The sequence below is a fragment of the Niastella vici genome, assembly GCF_002077945.1.
Classification (GTDB): Bacteria; Bacteroidota; Bacteroidia; order Chitinophagales; family Chitinophagaceae; genus Niastella; species Niastella vici.
The window spans coordinates 334,462-353,776 of sequence record NZ_LVYD01000042.1 but is presented as its reverse complement, the minus strand read 5'-3'; the positions used below and the strand labels follow the sequence as shown (position 1 = coordinate 353,776).

General features: G+C 46.8%; 11 protein-coding genes. 4 read left to right on the top strand and 7 right to left on the bottom strand.

Features of this window, described 5'->3' with window-relative positions; all coding sequences use genetic code 11:
* Window positions 1–19: 19 nt before the first annotated feature.
* The 6 genes from A3860_RS12670 to A3860_RS12645 all read right to left on the bottom strand — a co-directional run bounded on the left by A3860_RS12670 (window position 20) and on the right by A3860_RS12645 (window position 7,307).
* Window positions 20–1,297 carry a T9SS type A sorting domain-containing protein gene (locus A3860_RS12670; protein WP_081147070.1) on the bottom strand — a complete coding sequence of 426 codons (1,278 nt, stop codon included), beginning with the start codon at window positions 1,295–1,297 and terminating at the stop codon, window positions 20–22.
* Window positions 1,298–1,832: 535 nt separating this feature from the next.
* Window positions 1,833–3,980 carry an NHL domain-containing protein gene (locus A3860_RS12665; protein ID WP_081147069.1) on the bottom strand — a complete coding sequence of 716 codons (2,148 nt, stop codon included), beginning with the start codon at window positions 3,978–3,980 and terminating at the stop codon, window positions 1,833–1,835.
* 386 nt (window positions 3,981–4,366) lie between these two features.
* The gene (locus tag A3860_RS12660; protein ID WP_081147068.1) at window positions 4,367–5,182 is read right to left on the bottom strand and encodes an SOS response-associated peptidase; all 816 of its coding nucleotides are present in this window, start codon (window positions 5,180–5,182) and stop codon (window positions 4,367–4,369) included.
* A 3-nt stretch (window positions 5,183–5,185) separates the two neighbouring features.
* Window positions 5,186–5,677, bottom strand: a complete 492-nt coding sequence (locus A3860_RS12655; protein ID WP_081147067.1) for a hypothetical protein — start codon at window positions 5,675–5,677, stop codon at window positions 5,186–5,188.
* A gap of 3 nt (window positions 5,678–5,680) precedes the next feature.
* Window positions 5,681–6,952, bottom strand: a complete 1,272-nt coding sequence (locus tag A3860_RS12650) for a Y-family DNA polymerase (protein WP_245843532.1) — start codon at window positions 6,950–6,952, stop codon at window positions 5,681–5,683.
* On the bottom strand, window positions 6,927–7,307 hold the full coding sequence (locus A3860_RS12645; RefSeq protein WP_394334791.1) for a LexA family protein: 381 nt from the start codon (window positions 7,305–7,307) through the stop codon (window positions 6,927–6,929). The genes A3860_RS12650 and A3860_RS12645 overlap by 26 nt, the downstream gene beginning before the upstream one ends.
* Before the next feature lie 401 nt (window positions 7,308–7,708).
* On the opposite strand from A3860_RS12645, the gene A3860_RS40530 reads away from it, so the two are divergent.
* Complete coding sequence (locus A3860_RS40530; RefSeq protein WP_143774067.1) at window positions 7,709–7,891, top strand: helix-turn-helix transcriptional regulator; 183 nt, start codon at window positions 7,709–7,711, stop codon at window positions 7,889–7,891.
* 292 nt (window positions 7,892–8,183) lie between these two features.
* Here the strand turns inward: A3860_RS40530 and A3860_RS12635 are convergent, their stop codons facing one another.
* The gene (locus A3860_RS12635; protein WP_081147063.1) at window positions 8,184–12,380 is read right to left on the bottom strand and encodes a hybrid sensor histidine kinase/response regulator; all 4,197 of its coding nucleotides are present in this window, start codon (window positions 12,378–12,380) and stop codon (window positions 8,184–8,186) included.
* Between the two features lie 305 nt (window positions 12,381–12,685).
* On the opposite strand from A3860_RS12635, the gene A3860_RS12625 reads away from it, so the two are divergent.
* The 3 genes from A3860_RS12625 to A3860_RS12615 are packed head-to-tail and all read left to right on the top strand — an operon-like array spanning window position 12,686 to window position 19,242.
* On the top strand, window positions 12,686–15,952 hold the full coding sequence (locus A3860_RS12625) for a SusC/RagA family TonB-linked outer membrane protein (protein WP_081147121.1): 3,267 nt from the start codon (window positions 12,686–12,688) through the stop codon (window positions 15,950–15,952).
* Window positions 15,953–15,996: 44 nt separating this feature from the next.
* Window positions 15,997–17,937: a RagB/SusD family nutrient uptake outer membrane protein gene (locus A3860_RS12620; RefSeq protein WP_081147061.1), complete on the top strand. Its 1,941-nt coding sequence runs from the start codon at window positions 15,997–15,999 to the stop codon at window positions 17,935–17,937.
* A 33-nt stretch (window positions 17,938–17,970) separates the two neighbouring features.
* Window positions 17,971–19,242, top strand: a complete 1,272-nt coding sequence (locus tag A3860_RS12615; RefSeq protein ID WP_081147060.1) for a DUF4959 domain-containing protein — start codon at window positions 17,971–17,973, stop codon at window positions 19,240–19,242.
* Window positions 19,243–19,315 lie beyond the last annotated feature (73 nt).

Sequence of the window (19,315 nt, the reverse complement as noted above, 5' to 3'; positions counted from 1 at the left end):
GTACCCTTAAAAACTATCTTTAATTTCTTGATTTTACGATTGTTTGCGTGCTGATCTCTTTTCCGTTCACCACTTTTATATAATACGTGCCGGCAGGTACATCGGCCATACCGATCGTTGCACTTTGTTGTATGTTGAATGTTTTTATAATATTTCCGGCTATACTGAGCAACTGCCCGTTCAAATTTTTGTTCTGCCAGTCGGTTGGTAAGGAAATATGTAACTCGTTCACTACCGGGTTGGGATAAACTGCGATCCTTGCACTATCGGTTCCGTTTCCCAGGCGCACGCTCCTTACTTCTGAATATTTATATTTTCCACTCTTGTCAACCATTTTCAGGCGGTAATAGATCACAGAGCCGGTTACATTTTTGACAGGGTCCTTGTACGAATAATTATTTACCGATAAAGGATTGTCTGCTGTGAATAAGAGCGCCGCTTCATCAAATGTTTTATTATCGTAGCTTCTTTCAATACTGTAATGACTCATGTTCTCTTCCTTGCTGGTGCTCCAGGCAAGCCATACTTTATCATTGACCAGTTGTGCGGTAAAGCTTAACAGGTTAACCGGTAAGATGATCGCTGCCAGTTCACTACCCCTGATGTTCAGGCTGAACAGGTCGTTACCTTTCCATCCATTCGAACTTTGATAATAGCCTACCCGCATCGTTACGCTGGAGGTGGCTGGTGAGCTAACTTTGAACATTTGGGTTGAATCGGTTTCGTCGACGCCCTGGCCGCCTGTAGGGTCCGAACTGGTGGCTGTACCCCATACCATATCGCCATTTTGCGTAACGGCTACCTTGGGTGTGGGACTTACGTACTGCCAGCTGGCGTTAGAAACCGTAATAGCGTTGAATTCGGTCATCTGGTTGCTGCCATCAAGTCCCATGAACACACTGCTGAAATCAAATACCGGTGTTGGTGTGGTAGTACCATGGTTTACAAAGGTGATCGTGAATACGGCATAATGGTAACCTACACCACCCAACGACTGCATTTGTGGCTGCAAAGCGGTGGTAGAAGAGCCTGATGGGGTAGCATCTATATCAGACAGGGTAACGCCAATTAAGCTGTCCACTTTTACCAGCGCATCTATGTTGCCACCGGCTGTTATTGGTGAAAAACGATACACACATCCTTGTTGCTGTGCTGTTCCTGATTCAAGAACAGGCGTATTGAAATTGAGCGATTGCGCCAGCGCAACGGCGCTGTATATTAAAATAGCAATTAGTAAAACAATTCTTTTAATAGCAGGCAATCCTGTTTTGGTTACTCCTGGGTACAAATGTTTCATACTTGTGGTTTGAAAGGGTGAAGCAAATGATAAGCACGACCACAGGTATTGGAAGTATGGTTACGTTCTCAGGGGAGATTGGAATTATACAGTATAGGAAGAGTCAGGCCGTAAATTGCATTTACGTGTGAATAAGTTCGCCGGAATGGATTGTGTTTTGTAAGACGGGCCTGTTCAGTAGGAGATTGGGTACGATTATTACTTTAGTAAAAATGTTAATACAAAGATTAACATGTTTTTTTAAATATACAAGTACCCGGCCAAATTTTTCTCCGAATCTTGATCGTGGATAAGTGTGCGCTGAATGGCTATTGAATTTCAACCACATATAGCCTGCAGGATACCGCAGGATGGATCAGGACAAGATCTTCTATATGTTTATTCCTAACCAAACGCTGCTGTATGATCGCTACATCATCTCCGGGCTACTCCTGGGTGCTGAAGTTGATAAAATTGTAGAGAAAGCGAATAGTTATAAATAAAAAAAGGTGGATCAACCGGTCCACCTTTTTTTATTATGTATATCCCAGGTATATTATCTGATAACTTGAACTGTTCCTTTTACGCTGATCTTTCCTGTTTGCAGGGTACCGGTAATTGAGTAGCTATAAGTACCGGCTGGTGCTTTAGCGCCTTTGATGTTACCATCCCAGCCTTTGTTGATATCGCTGGTGGTGAAAACAACTTTTCCGGTTCCATCGAGCACTGAGAAAGTACTCATTGCGAAAGCAGGATCAACTGCAGGGATCTGGAAGTTGCCTTTGCCAGGAGTGAATGACTTCGGCATGGCGATGCGCTTGATAACAGTTACAGTTACTTCTGCAGTTCCGGCGCAACCACTGGCGTTTGTTGCTGTTACTTTATACGTAGTGGTTTTGGCAGGTTTTACAACCGGGTTAGCAGTGTTACCGGCAGCAGTGATACCTGCTGAAGGTGTCCATGAGTAAGCGGTGATGGGGGTGCCGCTGGTAGCTGTTAATTTAGCACTGAAACCTTCGAAGATCTTTATTTCTGTGTTGGCTTTTATTTCGGGTGCAGTACCCATGTTCACTTCAATAACGTTTGAAGTGATAGCGCCACCGGTACAACCTGTTGCGCTTGTCAGTACTGCGCTTACTTTATCGCCATTTCCTAACATTGGGTTGCTGTAAGTGGCAGTAGTTACGCCAACTTCGGCACCATTCACCAACCATTTATAAGCCGGGGCTGTGCCGCCATTGGCTACTTTAACAGTGAAGGTTGCTGGTGAACCGGCACACATACCATTGAGGGCAGGTGCAACGGTGAGGGTAGGGCTTGCGCCGCCAGTGATACTTAATGCTGCTTTATTTGAGAACAGGGTGCGGCAGGCATTGTTGGCTACGCAACGATACTGGTAGTTGTTCATTTTGTCGCCTACATTAATTACGGTCAGGATGTTGGTTGTAGCTCCTGAGTAATTGGTGCCGTCTGTAATATCGCTCCAGTCGCCATTTGCAGACACCTGCCATTGATAATTTTCGGCATGGGTAGCTTTTACGCTGAATGCAACGTTACCGCCTTTACAAACACTTTTGTTAGCGGGTTGTATTTCGAAGGAAGGCATGGGTGCATTACAGGAAGAAACTATTTCACGGATGGTATTATTATAACTATCAGTGATGAACACGTTACCGCCGGCATCAGTAGCGATACCGATGGGGTACCATATTTTAGCAAGGATAGCGGGACCACCGTCGCCAGCGTAATCAGGAGCACCTGTACCAGCGATAGTAGTGATGATACCTCTTGCATTGATCTTTCTGATAGCGTGGTTCTGATAGTCAGAAGCGTATACGTTGCCTTCCGGGTCAACCGCCAAACCCTGGGGAGAACCGATCTGGAACTGGGCTTTGGTCGCAGGGCCATTATCACCGCTGTAACCGGCTGTTCCGTTTCCGGCAAAGGTGGTGATGATACCGGCAGTATTTACTTTACGAATTACCGAGTTGGAAGGATCGGCTATGTATAAATTGCCCTGGTTATCTACAGCTATACCTGCAGGTTGTGTTAACAAGGCTTTCGTAGCCGCACCGCCATCGCCTGCATAACCTGCTCTTCCGGGTACACCTGCAATGGTAGAGATGATACCTTGCTTGGTTACTTTTCTGATAACCTTGTTACTGGCATCAGAAATGTACACGCTGCCTTCTTTATCAACAGCTACAGCAGTGGGGCGATACAGTTTGGCTTGTGCAGCCGGACCTCCATCACCACTGAAACCTTCTGTACCGTTACCGGCGAAGATGGTCATAATACCTGAAGAGGTTACCTTTTTGATAACTGAGGCGTTGTAGTCGGCAATGTAGATATTTCCTTCATTGTCGAGAGTCATACCCGTGGGCTGAGCCAACTGGGCTGCGGTGGCGGGCCCTCCGGCACCGGCGTTACCATTAGTGCCATTACCAGCAACCGTGTTTACTATACCGTTGGGAGCTACTTTACGGATAACGTGGTTACGCATATCCGCGATGTACAGGTTATTGTCGTTGTCGGTTGCAACTGCCCTTGGTTGGTTAAACTTGGCGCTATTGGCCGGGCCAGCATCACCCGCATATCCGGGAGAGCCGATGGTACCGGCAACAGTAGTAATGGTTTGGGAGTACGCTACAGAACTGCTGACGAACATCAGCAAGCCTTGAAATACAATCTGGTTGAGTTTCATGGGATTAACAGGATTAAGTTATATACCTCGAAAAATATAAAAAGTTTTACTATTCAACAAATACCGGTTTCAAATGATATCAACAGTGAATATTTATTTTGATCCGTATTTTTCCGATCGTAATAAACCGCGAAATACGGCCTGGTAAGTCTTAAGATGGGAGCGGAAATACGGCGTGTGCAATCGAATTGTACTTTTCTTCATAAGCCGATGTGTTCCGCACTGTTCACCTTACAGGCCGGGTGTAAATGGGTGTATTTAATGATCTGTACTCAGTTTCCGGTTTCTTGCCTATCCACAGTGCGCTTGCTTCTTTCCCGTAATGAGAAATAAAGAACGGGTAATTATTTATATTATTGTTTCAATAAGGGGTTCCAGTAGTTTTACTATGAAAACAGGTTTTTTTGCTCCGTACTTTCATCAATACCCAACGGGGGCAAATTGGGCCAGGCATACGGCGCTGTTTTTTCCAGGCCATCGGGGCGGGGTTTGGTAGAACGGATGGTGAACACCGGCCAGTAATCCATTTCCTCAGAAGGCATTTCAAAATCAAGTACCTGTTGAATGGCTTCATCGGTCAATCCCGGTTCTAACCATTTTAATTCCAGTTCTTTGGGCAAAAACATCGGCATGCGGAATACATTCGGCCCGCCATTATGGATCTGCTTCATGATGGAATTGGCAGAACGGGTAATAAGCGTGAAGGTGCCTTTTATTTCGCCGGTCTCCACATCGGGAATGGGGCTGTAATAATATAAACCGGGAATGCAGAACATGGGCCGTTCTTTGAGGCGTACAAAATAAGGCACTTTATTTTTCCAGCCTTTTATTTCGCGGTGTTCATATATACCTGTGACGGGGATGAGACATCTTTTTGCCCGGATCCTTCTCCAGAACGATTTTTTGTCATTGATGATCTTTTCGCTTTGCGCATTGCACATGTACTGACGGCTTTGCTTTATCTTTTCCGGCGTGTTCATGTAATCGGCTATTACACCCCACTCGAACGGCATTAATTTATACCGCGCGCCCGCGGTATCGTCCTCAGCAATAATGACCGGATATTTGCGGTAAGCCTGCGCCATTACGTGAATGGCCATATCAAAATCAAAACCGATCGATAATTGCGGATCAACAACCAGGTCGGGCAAATAATCTGTTATTAACTGAATGTTCGATGAAAAAGATATATCGTAACACATGCATCAAAAATTTTCAATGTCTGCAAGCGGTAATTTTACCTCATGGATCCCATACTTCAAAGTAATGAAAAGTTCGCCAAACTGAACAAAAAGATCGGCTTTCACATTGTCATTCCTGCCTGGCGTCCAATTCATTTTTTGACTAATGTATGTGCGGATCTTTGCTGCTATGGCCGGCGTGGGCTTCCAGGGTTGCTGCACCAGCGGGCTGAAAATATGAAACCCTTCGGGCTGACCGGCTGCAATGAATAATTTTTCGTAGTGTTCTGCTTCATGAATATTATACAGGAATTTATTGGGGTCATTGTCGAGCGTATCGTAATGCGTTTTGGCGCGGCTGTAATCAGTATAATGCGTGAATAAAAATGCGGCTTTGTTGAGTGGGTCCAACGGGTTTTTGCCTCGATTGTATGTTTGCCGCACAAAGAAGGTGTTGCCCGCTTTGATGAGCGATTCGAGCAGGCGGGTGGTGAGCAAAACAAACGGATTGTGCATGGCTCAGATTTTTATTGTCAGCACTTCCTCAATGCGGGTGGTATAACAGGGGGATAATTTCAGCTGCCGCAATTTCCACTTCGTACTAAATCCCTGCAGGGCGAGCCGCACGGCATTTTTCCCGAACGACCGGTTCACTTTATCAAGCACCTGCATCAGCTGCGAATTACGCCCACGGTTTTCTGTATCAAAGATACCACTTTGTATTTCGGCCTCGGGGATCAGTTCCATAGCGGTGCAGCCTGTTTTATTATAATTATAACCTGGCCGGTAAATGGTTTCAAGGCCCTGCCTCGCATGTTGTATAAGTTCATTGGTGCTGTTGGTGGCTACCGGCAATTGTATGGTGAGCGACCTGAAATATTGCGGCTCGTTGCTGCGATGGGCATTTGTTTGTACAAAGATCTGGATGGTGTTGGTGGCCAGCTGCTCACTGCGCAGCTTAGCCGCTACCATGGCGGTAAAATTGGCCAGCGCTTCCATTACCTCGTGTTGCTCGCTTAATACCTTGCCGAATCCCCGGGCCACGCATACCATTTTCTTTTTGGGCGGCATGTCTTCAAAAGCAATGCATGAAATGCCTTTGAGCTCATGGTACATACGCTGGCCAACAACCGACAGGTTCTTTTTGATCCATGCTTCAGGGGCACGCGATACATCCCAGGCGGTGATAAAGCCGTTTTTCGCGAGCAGTTTCGTATACTGGCTGCCGATACCCCAAATGTCTTTTACCTGGGTTTGCTGCAGGGCGAATTGTATTTTTTCGGTGGTGTCAATACAATACACACCTAGTTGTTTGTTGCTTTTCTTTACTAAACGGTTGGCTATTTTGGCCAGTGTTTTGGAAGGCGCTATACCTATGGAAACAGGAATGCCTGTATTTTGCAGTACGGTATTGCGGATGTTATGGGCATATTCGGTTAAATTATGATGGCGGAAGGCAGTAAGGTTGAGAAAGGCCTCATCGATTGAATACACTTCCAGCTGATCGGCAAACTGCGACAGGGTTGTCATGACCCGGTCGCTCAGATCGCCATAAAGCGTATAGTTGGAGGAAAAAACTGATACGTTGTGTTGTTGCAGCAGGGCCTCAATGAGGAAGGAAGGCGTTCCCATTTCAATGCCCAATGCCTTGGCCTCGTCGCTCCGCGCAATTACGCAGCCGTCGTTATTGCTGAGCACCACCACTGGCCTGCCTTGCAGCCGGGGTTGAAAAAGCCGTTCGCACGAGGCGTAAAAATTATTACAGTCAACCAACGCGATCATTTTTATCATATTTATACTTAACTACCACGGCGGTTACAACGCCCCATACCTGCATATTCATTTCTTCGGTGACTACCAATGGTTTGTAAGCAGGGTTTTCAGGGTGCAGCACCAGTGTTTTACGGGTTTGAACAATGCGGCGCACGGTGAATTCGCCATTTACCACCGCCAGCACGATCATGCCGCTGACGGGTTTTATTGACCGGTCAACCACCAGCAGGGCCCCATGCGGCATACAGGCATTGATCATACTGTCGCCTGATACACGGAAATAAAAGGTAGCGGTAGGGTGCTGAACCAGGTATTGGGATAATTCGATGACATCCTCCTGGTAATCTTTTGCCGGAGACGGGAAACCCATAATTATTTGTTTGATTGCAGTACGAGAATACTAAGAATATTAGTAGATTTGTACTAATAAATTTAGTGGATAACTTTTTGAAATGAGTGATCCGCTTCCGGTTCTTACAACGGCAGACAGGGGAATGATACTGATAAAATGCAGGTGCTGAGCGGTTTTTGTAACAGTTAATGAGGGGATGATCACTGTACCGATCGTAATGAAATTAGTTATGACCGCAACCGAAAAAAGTTCATGTTATAACAAAGAAAGTACAAACCATCCTTTATGCAATTTCAATTGAATTTGTTTTTTTTCTTTGGTAAATGGAAAGAGATCCACGATATAAAGCTGTAAAATTTTTGATTGAGGGGAGACACATAACCGAATTTAAGGAAATCTTTACCCATGTTCCAAAAACTATTATGGCTCACGACCTGGGTACTAACAATAACCGGATGACGCGATTGATCACCAACGTTGATCAGTTTACGTTAGCTGAATTGTACAAGATCAGTGATCTGTTGGATGTAGACTATAAGGCGATCTTTACGTTAGCGCACACGCAACATTTCGGTAATGACAAAAGGGGTAAAAAAAAACCTTGACCGGGTTATCTTAGACCTGTAACCGGTTATCCTGTTCTGCCATGCCTTATCCAAGCTCTCGCCGGATTCTCCGCGGCTGGCGGCTTCGGCGGTCAATGTACAACTCCTCCCATGTCCATAAATGATTAGTAGCCCGGAGGGGTATGAGGGCTGTCCTGGTTCGCCGGGATGGCCCTTCGTATTTGGTCAATGGTCAATGGGCAATGGGCAATAAATTTTGGCGGCGCAGGATCAGTTATTAATTTCAAATATCGCGAGCTATTCACCATTGACCATTCACCATTGACCAGCATCACGCCCGGTCCTGCAGCGCATGTAAAGCTTTTGTGCCCCATTTTTTCAGCATCAGCACCAGGTCGTCGGGGTTCACCGGTTTGCTTAAATAATCGTTCATACCGGCCTGCAGGCAATCTTCCCTGTCTTCCTGCATCGCATTTGCCGTCATGGCAACGATCACGGGTTGCTGGCCTGTATGCGTTTTCCTGATGAGGCGGGTAGCTTCCAGTCCATCCATTTCAGGCATTTGCACATCCATCAATATAATATCATAAGTTTTTTGTTGCAGTTTCCCGAGCACCTGTTCGCCGTTCTCGGCCAGGTCGAATTGATAACCCAGCTTATTCAGAATGGCTGTGGCCACCGCCTGGTTAAATGGATTGTCTTCGGCCAGTAATAATTGCAATGGATATTGTTCTGCAAACTCCGCCTGTAATAATTGCTGATCAGTAGTTTCTTTTTCTATCACCACGCTGGCGGTTTTACTGAATGTGCTGAGAATATGTTTGCACAATATCTGTTGTTTGATGGGCTTGGTTAAAACAAAACTGAACAGGTTGCGCTGTTCCCTGCTTAGCTCATCGCCTACAGAACTTAACAACATAACAGGCAGCTGAGGAAAGCGCGAACGTATGTGCCCGGCGAGCTCGATGCCGGTCATTTCGGGCATGTGCATGTCGGTTAGCACCAGGTCGAACACCACACCGCTGCTCAGTAATTCAAGCGCCTGGTTGCCCGAAGCGGCCATTACCGGGTGCAGTTTCCATTGTTCCAGTTGCACCTTAAGTATCTTTCTGTTGGTAGCGTTGTCGTCAACAACCAGTAAGCGTTTCCCTTCCACATCGCCCAGGTTCATAATGGTTTCATTGGGTACGTCCTGGCTGGCCGTTTTTGTGGTAATGGCAAATGCGAATACAGAGCCCTGGCCGGGTTTACTTTCCACTTCAATATAACCGCTCATCAGTTTAATGAGCTTTTCGCAAATGACAAGACCCAAACCGGTGCCGCCATATTTGCGGGTGGTAGAAGAGTCAACCTGCGAAAAGGCTTTGAACAGGCGTTCGAGCTTATCTTCCGGTATGCCAATACCGGTATCGCGCACTTCAAACCCTAATCGTACGGTATCGGTTGTACGATTATCCATCAGGTATACTCGTACAAACACTTCACCGGTATGCGTGAATTTAATGGCATTGCCCACCAGGTTGATCAGTATCTGGCGAAGGCGGGAACTGTCGCCGGTGATGCGGTAAGGCACATTGCATTCTATCTGATAAACAAGATCGAGCCCTATTTGTGCTGCCTTGGGCGCAAACATGTCGAGCACTTCTTCTATACAGGTACGAAGGTCAAATTCTTTTTCTTCCAGTTCCAGTTTCCCTGATTCTATTTTCGAGAAATCAAGAATATCATTGATAACGGTAAGCAGGTTCTCGCCACAGGTTTTAATGGTTTCGGTATACGACCGCTGTTCGTCGTTGAGCGGGGTTTGCCCCAGCAGCGACGCCATACCAATTACCCCGTTCATGGGTGTACGTATTTCATGGCTCATAGTAGCCAGGAAAATACTCTTGGCTTTATTGGCTTTTTCTGCTTCGGCATGGGCTTTCTCTGCATCCTGCCGGGCGCTGCGTTCTTCATTAATTGACTGGGCCAGCTGCCTGGTGCGTTCCTGCACCTGTACTTCCAACGCCGCGTTGTGTGCCTGAATGCGGCGTACGCGGTACTTGTAAACCATCAAAATGAAGGCGGCAGCGCCGATGACGCATAATAGTTTAAACCACAGTGTAAGCCAGAACGGTGGCAAAATAGTTAGCTGAATGGAAGTGGACTTACTGCTCCATTCCCCTTCACTATTCAATCCTTTTACTTCCAGTACATATTTTCCGGGATCAAGGTTGGTATATGTTGCCGAATGCCGCGTGCCTACAAAATTCCAGTTCTTATCAAATCCCTTCAGGCGGTAAGCATATTGTTTTTTGTCTTTGCTGGTGTAATTCAGGGATACAAAATCAAATGAGATCACAGAGCTTGAATAGGGAAGCGTAATCGCTTTTGTTTCGCTCACCGGCTGGGTGAGCGGTGATTTTGGGTTGTGCTCATCGGCCACCGGCACTTCTTTATTAAAGATCTGAAAGCCGGTAAAGATCAATGGCGCATCATATACTTCAGGGTGAATATTGTCGGGGTAAAATTCATTAAAGCCGTTTACGCCCCCAAAATAGATATGGCCCGAGCGGCTTTTCAGCACAGAAGTTCCGGTAAATTCATTCGATTGCAACCCATCGGCCACAGAAAACTTTTTACAGGCCCTGGTAATGGGATTAAACCGGCAGATGCCATAGTTGGTGCTCAACCATAAATTTCCTTTGTTGTCTTCGGCAATGCCTTCGATGATATTGCCGGGCAATCCATCGCGCATGGTATACACCGTGAATTGGTTGGTAGATGGGGTATAACAGTTCAATCCGAAATGGGTGCCTATCCACACATTTTTATACCGGTCTTCATAGATGTACGTGATCTGATCGCTGCTGATGCTCCTGCTGTTGTCGTTATGGGTAAAACGGGTGAACAGACCTGTTTTTTTGTCGAAGCGGTTAATGCCGCCTTCAAAAGTACCGACCCAGATATAACCCCTGCTATCCTGGAGAATGTTTACAATGCGGTCATTGCTGACGCTGTTCCTGTTGGTACTGTCAAAGCGGTAGTTGGTGAATTTACCGGTTTTAATATTGTATTTGTCAACCCCATTGCCATAAGTGCCGATCCACATCTCCTTATCGGCATCCTGAAAAATGGCGCATACATTGTTTCCGGCCAAACAATTGGCATTGCTGGCTTCATGTTTCAGGTATTTGTAGGTATTGTTCTTTTCATTGAAAACCGTAATGCCTTCGCCGTAAGTGCCCATCCATACATTGTGATCCTTATCGCCATAAAGGCTGATGATCACATTGCCGCAAATGCTGTTTGCCTTTCCGGTCTGGTGTTCGAACCGGGTGAATTGTTTTGTGCGTGGGTTGAACCGGTTCAACCCACCGCCGTCGGTCCCTAACCAGATATCGCCGCCGGTGCTTTCGCAAATGCCAAGCAGCTTGTTATGGCTAAGACTGTTGGGCATACTGCTATGGCGGTAGTGAACGAATAAGTTAAATCCTTTGCTGTGTAAATTGATGCCGCCGTTGTAAGTACCTACCCACATATTTCCCTGCCGGTCGCGGTAAACCGAATAAATGGAATTATTGGTAAGGCTGCGGTCATCGATATCATCCTGCGTATAAGTAGAGAAAACGCTGGTCTCGGGGTTGAGGATGCTCAGTCCGCCATTCTCTGTTCCAATCCAGATATTATGTGCATCATCTTCGGCCAGGGCGAATACCACATTAATAGGTAAGCTGTTGCTGTTGGCCGGGTCATTTTTAAAATGGCGGAACCGGGCCAGGTCATTCTCCATTACATCGAGCCCGCCCATGGTGCCGATCCACAAGCGATGGCGGCTGTCTTCAAAAAGCCGCACCACTGCGTTGCTCCCTAATGAATGCGCGTCATTTTGGTTTTGGCGGAACCGGGTGAACACGCCTGTCTTTCTGTTGAACAGGTTCAGTCCGTTGCGCAAAGTGCCCACCCATAAGCGGTTGCGGCTGTCTTCATAGATCGTTGTTACAAAATTATCACTGATGCTATTGGGGTCATTGCCATTGAAAACATACCTGGTGATCAAACCGGTTTTGGTATCAAGCCGGTTGAGTCCGCTGTTTTGGGTGCCAATCCATAAAATACCATCGGGGGAAAACTGCAGGGAAGTGATAAAATTATCGGCGATGCTGTTGGCGTTGTTTGCCTGGTACTTGTAATGGGTGAATTTTTTTCTGTTCCGGTCGAACCGGTCAACGCCGCCGCCCCAGGTGGCAATCCAAAGATTGCCTTTGTCGTCTTCAATAATATTTTTGATGAAATTATGGCTTAGGCTGTTGCTGTCAGTGGCATTGTTCTTATATACAGTGAATTGATAGCCATCGTAGGTATTGATGCCATCCTTTGTGCCGAACCACATAAAGCCCTTGCTGTCTTGCAAAATGCAGGTCACATTGCTTTGAGAAAGTCCATCATTTATGCCCAGATGCTCAAACCGTAATTGTTGCTGTTGCGAATGGGCAACAAAACAATTGCAACACAGGAACAAGACAAACAACCAAACTATTGCTTTCATATCGGATCAGTCTCCAGGGTTGGCCAGCTTTATATTGAGTTCATAATCCGGGAATGCCGGTTTCATGAAACGTATGCGGGGCCTGGGTTTATGCGCATGCTGTGTTTGATTTACAATAAATAAGGAAATGCATGCGATGGAATACAGGTAAACTTGTATAGTTTGAAAAAGAGCACCATTCAGCATTCACGCACATTGATCTGTTGGTAAGATAGTTTAATATAATGCTAATTTAAGGACTCCGGTTAGTGATGGTAGTTGCTAATTTGGTAATGTTTAAAGACCCTGCTACCAAACTAACGATTATGAAACCGACTTGCCCCGCCCCAACCAGGTGGCTTGCAGCTTTTTGCTGTCAGTTATTCACCTTGTATGGCGCTTATGCACAACAACCTACAGTGTACACAGCTTTTTCGAGCCCACCCATTGCACATCTTAATTCAGGCCCCACTACTTATTATACCAGTGAAGTAAGGGGAACTGTTACCGATTCGGCCGGCGCAATGCCAGGTGTTTCGGTCTTTGTAAAAAACCAGCCTGGCATTGGAACCACCACCGATCTCAACGGCAAATATCTTTTGTCGGTCCCCGATGGGAATGTTACACTGGTATTTTCCATGGTTGGTTACGATAACCAGGAAATACCGGTGAAAGGAAAGGAGATCATCAATGTTCAGTTAAAGCGTGCCTCCAACTCATTGAATGATGTAGTGGTGGTTGCCTATGGAAAACAAAAGAAACGGGACATCGTTGGTTCTGTTACCACCATCAGTCCTGAAGAATTAAAAGTTCCTTCCAGTAATCTCACAACGGCCCTGGCCGGAAGGATGGCCGGTATTATTGCTTATCAAACAACCGGCGAGCCCGGGCAGGACAATGCTTCATTCTTCATACGTGGCGTAACCACATTTGGGTACAAAACATCGCCGCTTATTCTTGTTGATGGGGTCGAATACACGGCAACCGACCTGGCCCGCATTCAGCCCGATGACATTGCCAGCTTTTCTATTATGAAAGATGCAACGGCCAGCGCTTTATATGGAGCGCGTGGGGCCAATGGAGTTATACTTATAACTACCAAGGAAGGCAAGCAGGGTAAGGCAAAAGTGTATGTGCGGTTCGAAAACTCCATTTCAAAACCTACCCAAACCGTAAAGCTGGCTGACCCCGTCACTTATTTGAAACAGCACCAGGAATCGGTATTGACCCGGAACCCGCTTGCGCCGCTGCCTTATTCACAAAGCAAGATCGATTATACCGAACTCGGTGTAAATAAGGAGATGTTCCCGGCAGTTGACTGGATGAACATGTTATTCAGGAACCAGGCATCCAATCGCCGCGGTAACTTCAGTGTAAGCGGTGGCGGACAGATCGTGAACTATTTTCTGGCAGGTTCCTTCACCCAGGATAATGGTGTTTTACGGGTTGATAAGCGCAACAATTTCAATAACAACATCAACCTCAAAACCTATAACCTGCGCTCGAACGTAGGGTTGAAGGTTACCCGTACAACCGATGTAATGGTGCGCCTGTATGGCACCTTCGATGATTATAACGGTCCCATTGATGGTGGTTCGGGTTTGTATAAAAAAGTAATGCGCACCAGCCCCGTATTATTTCCAGCCTGGTATCCCGTTGATTCAGCGCACCAGTTTGTGAACCATATCATGTTTGGCAATTACGATAAGGGAAATTATGTGAACCCTTATGCAGACATGGTCTCTGGCTATAAAGACTATAACAAATCGTTGATGAGCGCCCAGTTTGAAGTAAAGCAGGACCTTTCCTTTGTTACGCCGGGTCTTGCAGTACGGGCGTTCACCAATATCAACCGGTCTTCTTATTTTGATGTATCGCGCAAGTACAATCCGTTTTATTATGCGGCAGCCGGTTATGATAAATATGCCAATACCTACCAGTTAACGGTCATCAATCCCGACCAGGTGGGCACTGGTGTTGTGCCGCAGGGAGGAACCGATTATTTGGGCGCTCCGCAGGGGGGTGATAAAACCGTGACCTCCAATTTTTATTTTGAAGGCGCCGCTAACTATACCCGTACCATTGATAAACACGGGCTCAGCGGATTGCTGGTTGTTACCGCCCGCAGCAAACAGGAAGGTGATACCAAAACGCTGCAAAAATCATTGCCTTACCGAAACATGGGCGTATCGGGCCGCGCTACGTATTCGTTCGACAGCCGGTATTATGCCGAATTCAATTTCGGATATAATGGTTCCGAACGGTTTTATAAAAGCGAACGTTTCGGATTTTTCCCTTCAGTGGGGATGGCCTGGTATGTTAGCAATGAAAAATTCTTTGAACCCTATAAATCGGCCATCAATAAGTTAAAGCTGCGGGCAACGTATGGCCTTGTAGGAAATGATGAGATCGGCAGCGCCGATGACCGGTTCTATTACCTGAGTGATGTGAACCTGAACAGTACAACCAATAATCCCGCCTTTGGTACCGATGGCCGTTATACCCGCAATACCATTGTTATAAACCGCTACGAGAACCGCGATATTACCTGGGAAACTTCACGCAAAGCCAACTATGCCATGGAGCTGAGTTTGTTTGGCAAATGGGATATCGTTGCCGAGTATTATACCGAAAAGCGGTATAACATTTTGATGGCGCGTACGTACATACCCTATACGCTGGGCTTGCAGGTAAATCTCGATAACAATGCACCCAAGGCCAATGTGGGCGAAGCTTCGGGCCGGGGAATAGATGTTTCGGTTGAGTACCTGCAAAATTTTGGAAAAGACTTTCTCATTCAGGCCCGTGGTAATTTCACCTACGCACGCAGCCGGCTCGACAAAAACGAATCGTTGCAGTATGGGCCCGACCTGTATTATCTCAACAGGACCGGTTCGCCCATTTCACAACCCTGGGGGTATATAGCCGAGCGCCTGTTTGTAGATGATGATGAAGTAAAGAATTCGCCCACCCAAACTTTCGGCGATTACAAAGGCGGCGATATTAAATACCGCGATGTTAACCGCGATGGGGTAGTGGATAAGCTGGATATGGTGCCCATTGGTTTTCCCACTACACCGGAGATCACTTACGGGTTTGGCGTTTCGGCCAAATACAAAGGACTTGATGTGTCTACTTTTTTCCAGGGAACGGCCCGCCGTTCTTTCTTTATAGATGTAAGAGCCACTGCGCCATTTGTTTCGTACCGGTATGACGATAATGAACTGCCCGGATATATTTTGCAGAACCAGTTGTTGAAAGCCTATGCCGACGATCACTGGTCAGAAGAGAACCGAAACCTCTATGCGTTATGGCCGCGCCTAAGCCCCACACTGAATGGAAATAATAGTCAAACAAGCACCTGGTTCATGCGAAGCGGCGCTTTTCTGCGGCTGAAGCAGGTGGAGCTGGGATTTACATTTCCTAAAAAACTTACCAACAGGATCCATATCGACAACGTGCGGGTATACGCAAACGGCACCAATTTGCTCAACTTCAGTCAGTTTAAGCTATGGGATATCGAACTGGCCGGCAATGGCCTCAATTATCCCATACAAAAGGTCGTCAATATGGGTATACAGGTAAGCCTGTAACCAACATCAACTATTTACCGGTGTTCAACATTTAAAAAGCACTGATGAAAAATCTTATAATACCAATAGCACTAGGGTTGTTAATAAGCGCAGGTTCCTGCAAAAAATACCTCGATGTGGTACCTGACCAGGTGGGAACCATTGACAATGCCTTTACGCAGCGCAGTACAGCCGAAAAATTCCTGTTCACCTGTTATGCCTACATGCCAAAGCATGGCGATATGGACGACAATCCCGCCTTTAACGCGGGTGATGAAGTATGGTATATGGACCCCATACGCGATGTGGACGCCGACTTCTGGAACATTGCACGAGGGATGCAGAATGTGGGCAATCCCTATGGCAGCTTCTGGACCGGAAAGAACCAGGGCATAAAACTGTTTACAGCTTTACGCGATTGCAACATCTTTCTGGCCAATATTGATAAAGTAAGGGATATGGAATTGATTGAAAGGGAACGATGGAAGGCTGAAGTAACATTCTTAAAAGCCTACTACCATTTTTACCTGGTGCGCATGTATGGCCCCATTCCCATCATAAGAACCAATCTCGATGTGGGCAGCACACCCGAACAGGTGCAGGTGCCCCGCGAACATGTTGATAGTTGTTTCAGCTATATTGTTCAGTTGCTCGATGAAGCAGCTGCCAACGATGCGCTGCCGGCCAAGATCGTAGGTACCGAGCAAACCGAATTGGGAAGGATCACCAAAGCCATTGTGCTGGCGCTGAAAGCAAAAGTGCTGGTGACCGCTGCCAGTCCGTTGTTTAATGGCAACAGTGATTTTACCGGGTTGAAGACCGATGAAAAAGGCGGCGGCGTTCCCCTCATAAATCCGGTGGCCGATGCAAAAAAATGGGAAGCAGCTGTTGCCGCCTGTAAGGAAGCCATTGAATTTTGCCAAAGCAATTTTTATTCATTGCAACGATACAACCCCGCTTTAAATCCAAGCTGGATCATTAATGATACCATCAAAACGCAGCTCAGTATTCGCATGGCCGTAACAGAAAAGGATTTTAATACCGAAGTGATCTGGGCCAATACATCGAGCCGGGCTACCGATCTTCAACGCTGGACAATGCCCATTTTGGGCAGTGGCGCCGTGAGCGGCAGCGGCCCCAAAGGAATACTTGCCCCGCCCATTAAAATGGCCGAACTGTTCTACACCAGGAACGGGGTGCCTATAACCGAAGATAAAACCTGGGATTATGCCGGCCGCTTTCAATTAAAGACCGCAACCAGCGCTGATACTTTCTATATCAAAAAGAACGAGCAAACTGTTAAGCTGCACTTCGACCGCGAACCCCGTTTTTATGCCGACCTGGCTTTTGACCGGGGCGTTTGGTTCGGCAATTGGGTAAATAACTATTCCATCAACAATATGCTTTATGTAAAAGCAAGAAGAGCGGAGTTCGCAGCCCGGCAGGGTGTAAGTAATTTTTCGGTTACGGGTTACTGGATAAAAAAGCTGATCAGCATGGGTACAGCCGGCGCTGCTGACGGAAATGTCACCGGAAGTAATCAAACCCCGTATCCCTGGCCCGAGATCAGGCTGGCCGATCTGTACCTGTTATATGCAGAAGCGTTGAATGAAGTGAACGGCCCCGGGCCCGAAACGTTCCGCTGGATCGATGCAGTAAGGGACAGGGCCGGTTTGCCCACCGTAGCGTATTCGTGGGATAATTTTTCGAACCAACCCACCCGGTACACGACAAAAGCGGGGTTGCGCGACATTATTCACCAGGAACGATTGATTGAGCTGGCTTTTGAGGGACAACGCTTCTGGGACCTGAGAAGATGGCGCGAAGCCCATATTGTGCTGAATGCACCTATAAAAGGCTGGAGCACCGAGCAGCAGGACCCTGCCGCTTATTATAAACCGGTGGTGCAATGGACGCAGACCTTTAAGCTGCGCGATTATTTCTGGCCCATTGATCAGGACGAGATCCTTAGAAATAAAAAACTGGTGCAGAACCCCGGTTGGTGAGTGTCACTCTTCTATAACCATAAACTATTTCAAATGACAACCCATAAATATAGTATAACCGGCCTGCTATTGGTAACCATTGCAATGGCTGCCTGTAAAAAAGATAACCGGAACCCGCTTTCGAAAGATGGCTCAAAACCCGACCCGGTTAGCAACACGAAGGTTACCAACCTGGCCGGCGCTGCATTAATTTCCTATACATTACCAGGTAACGAAAACCTGTTGTATGTAAAAGCGGTGTATACGCTGAAGGGCGTGCAGAAGGAAGTAAAGATGTCGATGTACCAGAACAAATTACTGGTCGATGGCTTTGGCGATACGCAGGAACGGGTGGTTGACCTGTATGCGGTAAGCCGCAGCGAGGTAAAGTCGGAGCCCGTATCGGTGACCATAAAACCCCTTACACCACCCATCGTTAATGTATTCAAATCGATAAAGACCGATTCAACGTTTGGCGGCATTAATGTGAAATACACGAATGTTGATTCGGCCAGCATTGTATTTGAAGTGCTGGTGCTTGATTCGGTGGGCGACTGGCAGCACGCTGATTTTAATTATACCAGCATGAAGCAGGGCGCCTTTAATGTGCGGGGATTCCCGCCGGTTGAACGTACCTGGGGTATTTATGTACGTGACAGGTGGGATAATCACAGTGATACGCTCCGGGTTAAGATCACGCCTATTTACGAAGAAGCGTTGGATAAAACCAAATTCAACGACGTGCGCACCACTTATGCCAAATACATTCCGCAGTTTGATCCGCTTCCTAATTCAGGGTTACCCATAGCGAATGCCGTGGATTACAACAGCACCTATCAAATGAAAAACCTGTACGATGATAATGTGACCAGCATGTTCCATACAAAAGAGAAATATGATCTGCCGGTATGGATACCGATTGACCTCGATAAAACCGGCGCCGCAAAATTTGTGCTCAGCCGGTTCAAGGTATGGCAGCGCACCGGCAGTAGTTTTATTTTCAATCACGGCAATCCGCATCAGTGGGAAATATGGGGAACCAATAAGCCGGGTGTGGTAAGCACCAACCCCAATAACACTGATCCCAATGTGGGCTGGGTAAAGCTCGGCGAATGGGTAATGACCAAACCTTCAGGCTGGGATGTGGGGCTGAATTCCAATGAAGATACAGATGCGGCCACCAATGGGCAGGAATATGAATTCCCGAATGGCGTACCGCCGGTTCGTTATATTGGCTGGAAGAATATTGACAGCTGGGGTTCTATTGATGGCTATACCGGGTTCTTTCACCTGTTTGAGCTTTCGTTATGGGGGCAGAAGAAGTAAAGGGGTGGAGCTGCCTTTGAGGCGGACTCACCCTGATAATGGTGAGCTGCTCTTTTAGAGGGCGACCCACCTT

Excerpts from the sequence above, each read along its gene's own strand:
- A3860_RS12670 (WP_081147070.1), bottom strand. The coding sequence starts at position 1,297 with ATGAAACATTTGTACCCAGGAGTAACCAAAACAGGATTGCCTGCTATT.
- A3860_RS12665 (WP_081147069.1), bottom strand. The coding sequence starts at position 3,980 with ATGAAACTCAACCAGATTGTATTTCAAGGCTTGCTGATGTTCGTCAGC.
- A3860_RS12660 (WP_081147068.1), bottom strand. The coding sequence starts at position 5,182 with ATGTGTTACGATATATCTTTTTCATCGAACATTCAGTTAATAACAGAT.
- A3860_RS12655 (WP_081147067.1), bottom strand. The coding sequence starts at position 5,677 with ATGCACAATCCGTTTGTTTTGCTCACCACCCGCCTGCTCGAATCGCTC.
- A3860_RS12650 (WP_245843532.1), bottom strand. The coding sequence starts at position 6,952 with ATGATAAAAATGATCGCGTTGGTTGACTGTAATAATTTTTACGCCTCG.
- A3860_RS40530 (WP_143774067.1), top strand. The coding sequence starts at position 7,709 with ATGGCTCACGACCTGGGTACTAACAATAACCGGATGACGCGATTGATC.
- A3860_RS12635 (WP_081147063.1), bottom strand. The coding sequence starts at position 12,380 with ATGAAAGCAATAGTTTGGTTGTTTGTCTTGTTCCTGTGTTGCAATTGT.
- A3860_RS12625 (WP_081147121.1), top strand. The coding sequence starts at position 12,686 with ATGAAACCGACTTGCCCCGCCCCAACCAGGTGGCTTGCAGCTTTTTGC.
- A3860_RS12620 (WP_081147061.1), top strand. The coding sequence starts at position 15,997 with ATGAAAAATCTTATAATACCAATAGCACTAGGGTTGTTAATAAGCGCA.
- A3860_RS12615 (WP_081147060.1), top strand. The coding sequence starts at position 17,971 with ATGACAACCCATAAATATAGTATAACCGGCCTGCTATTGGTAACCATT.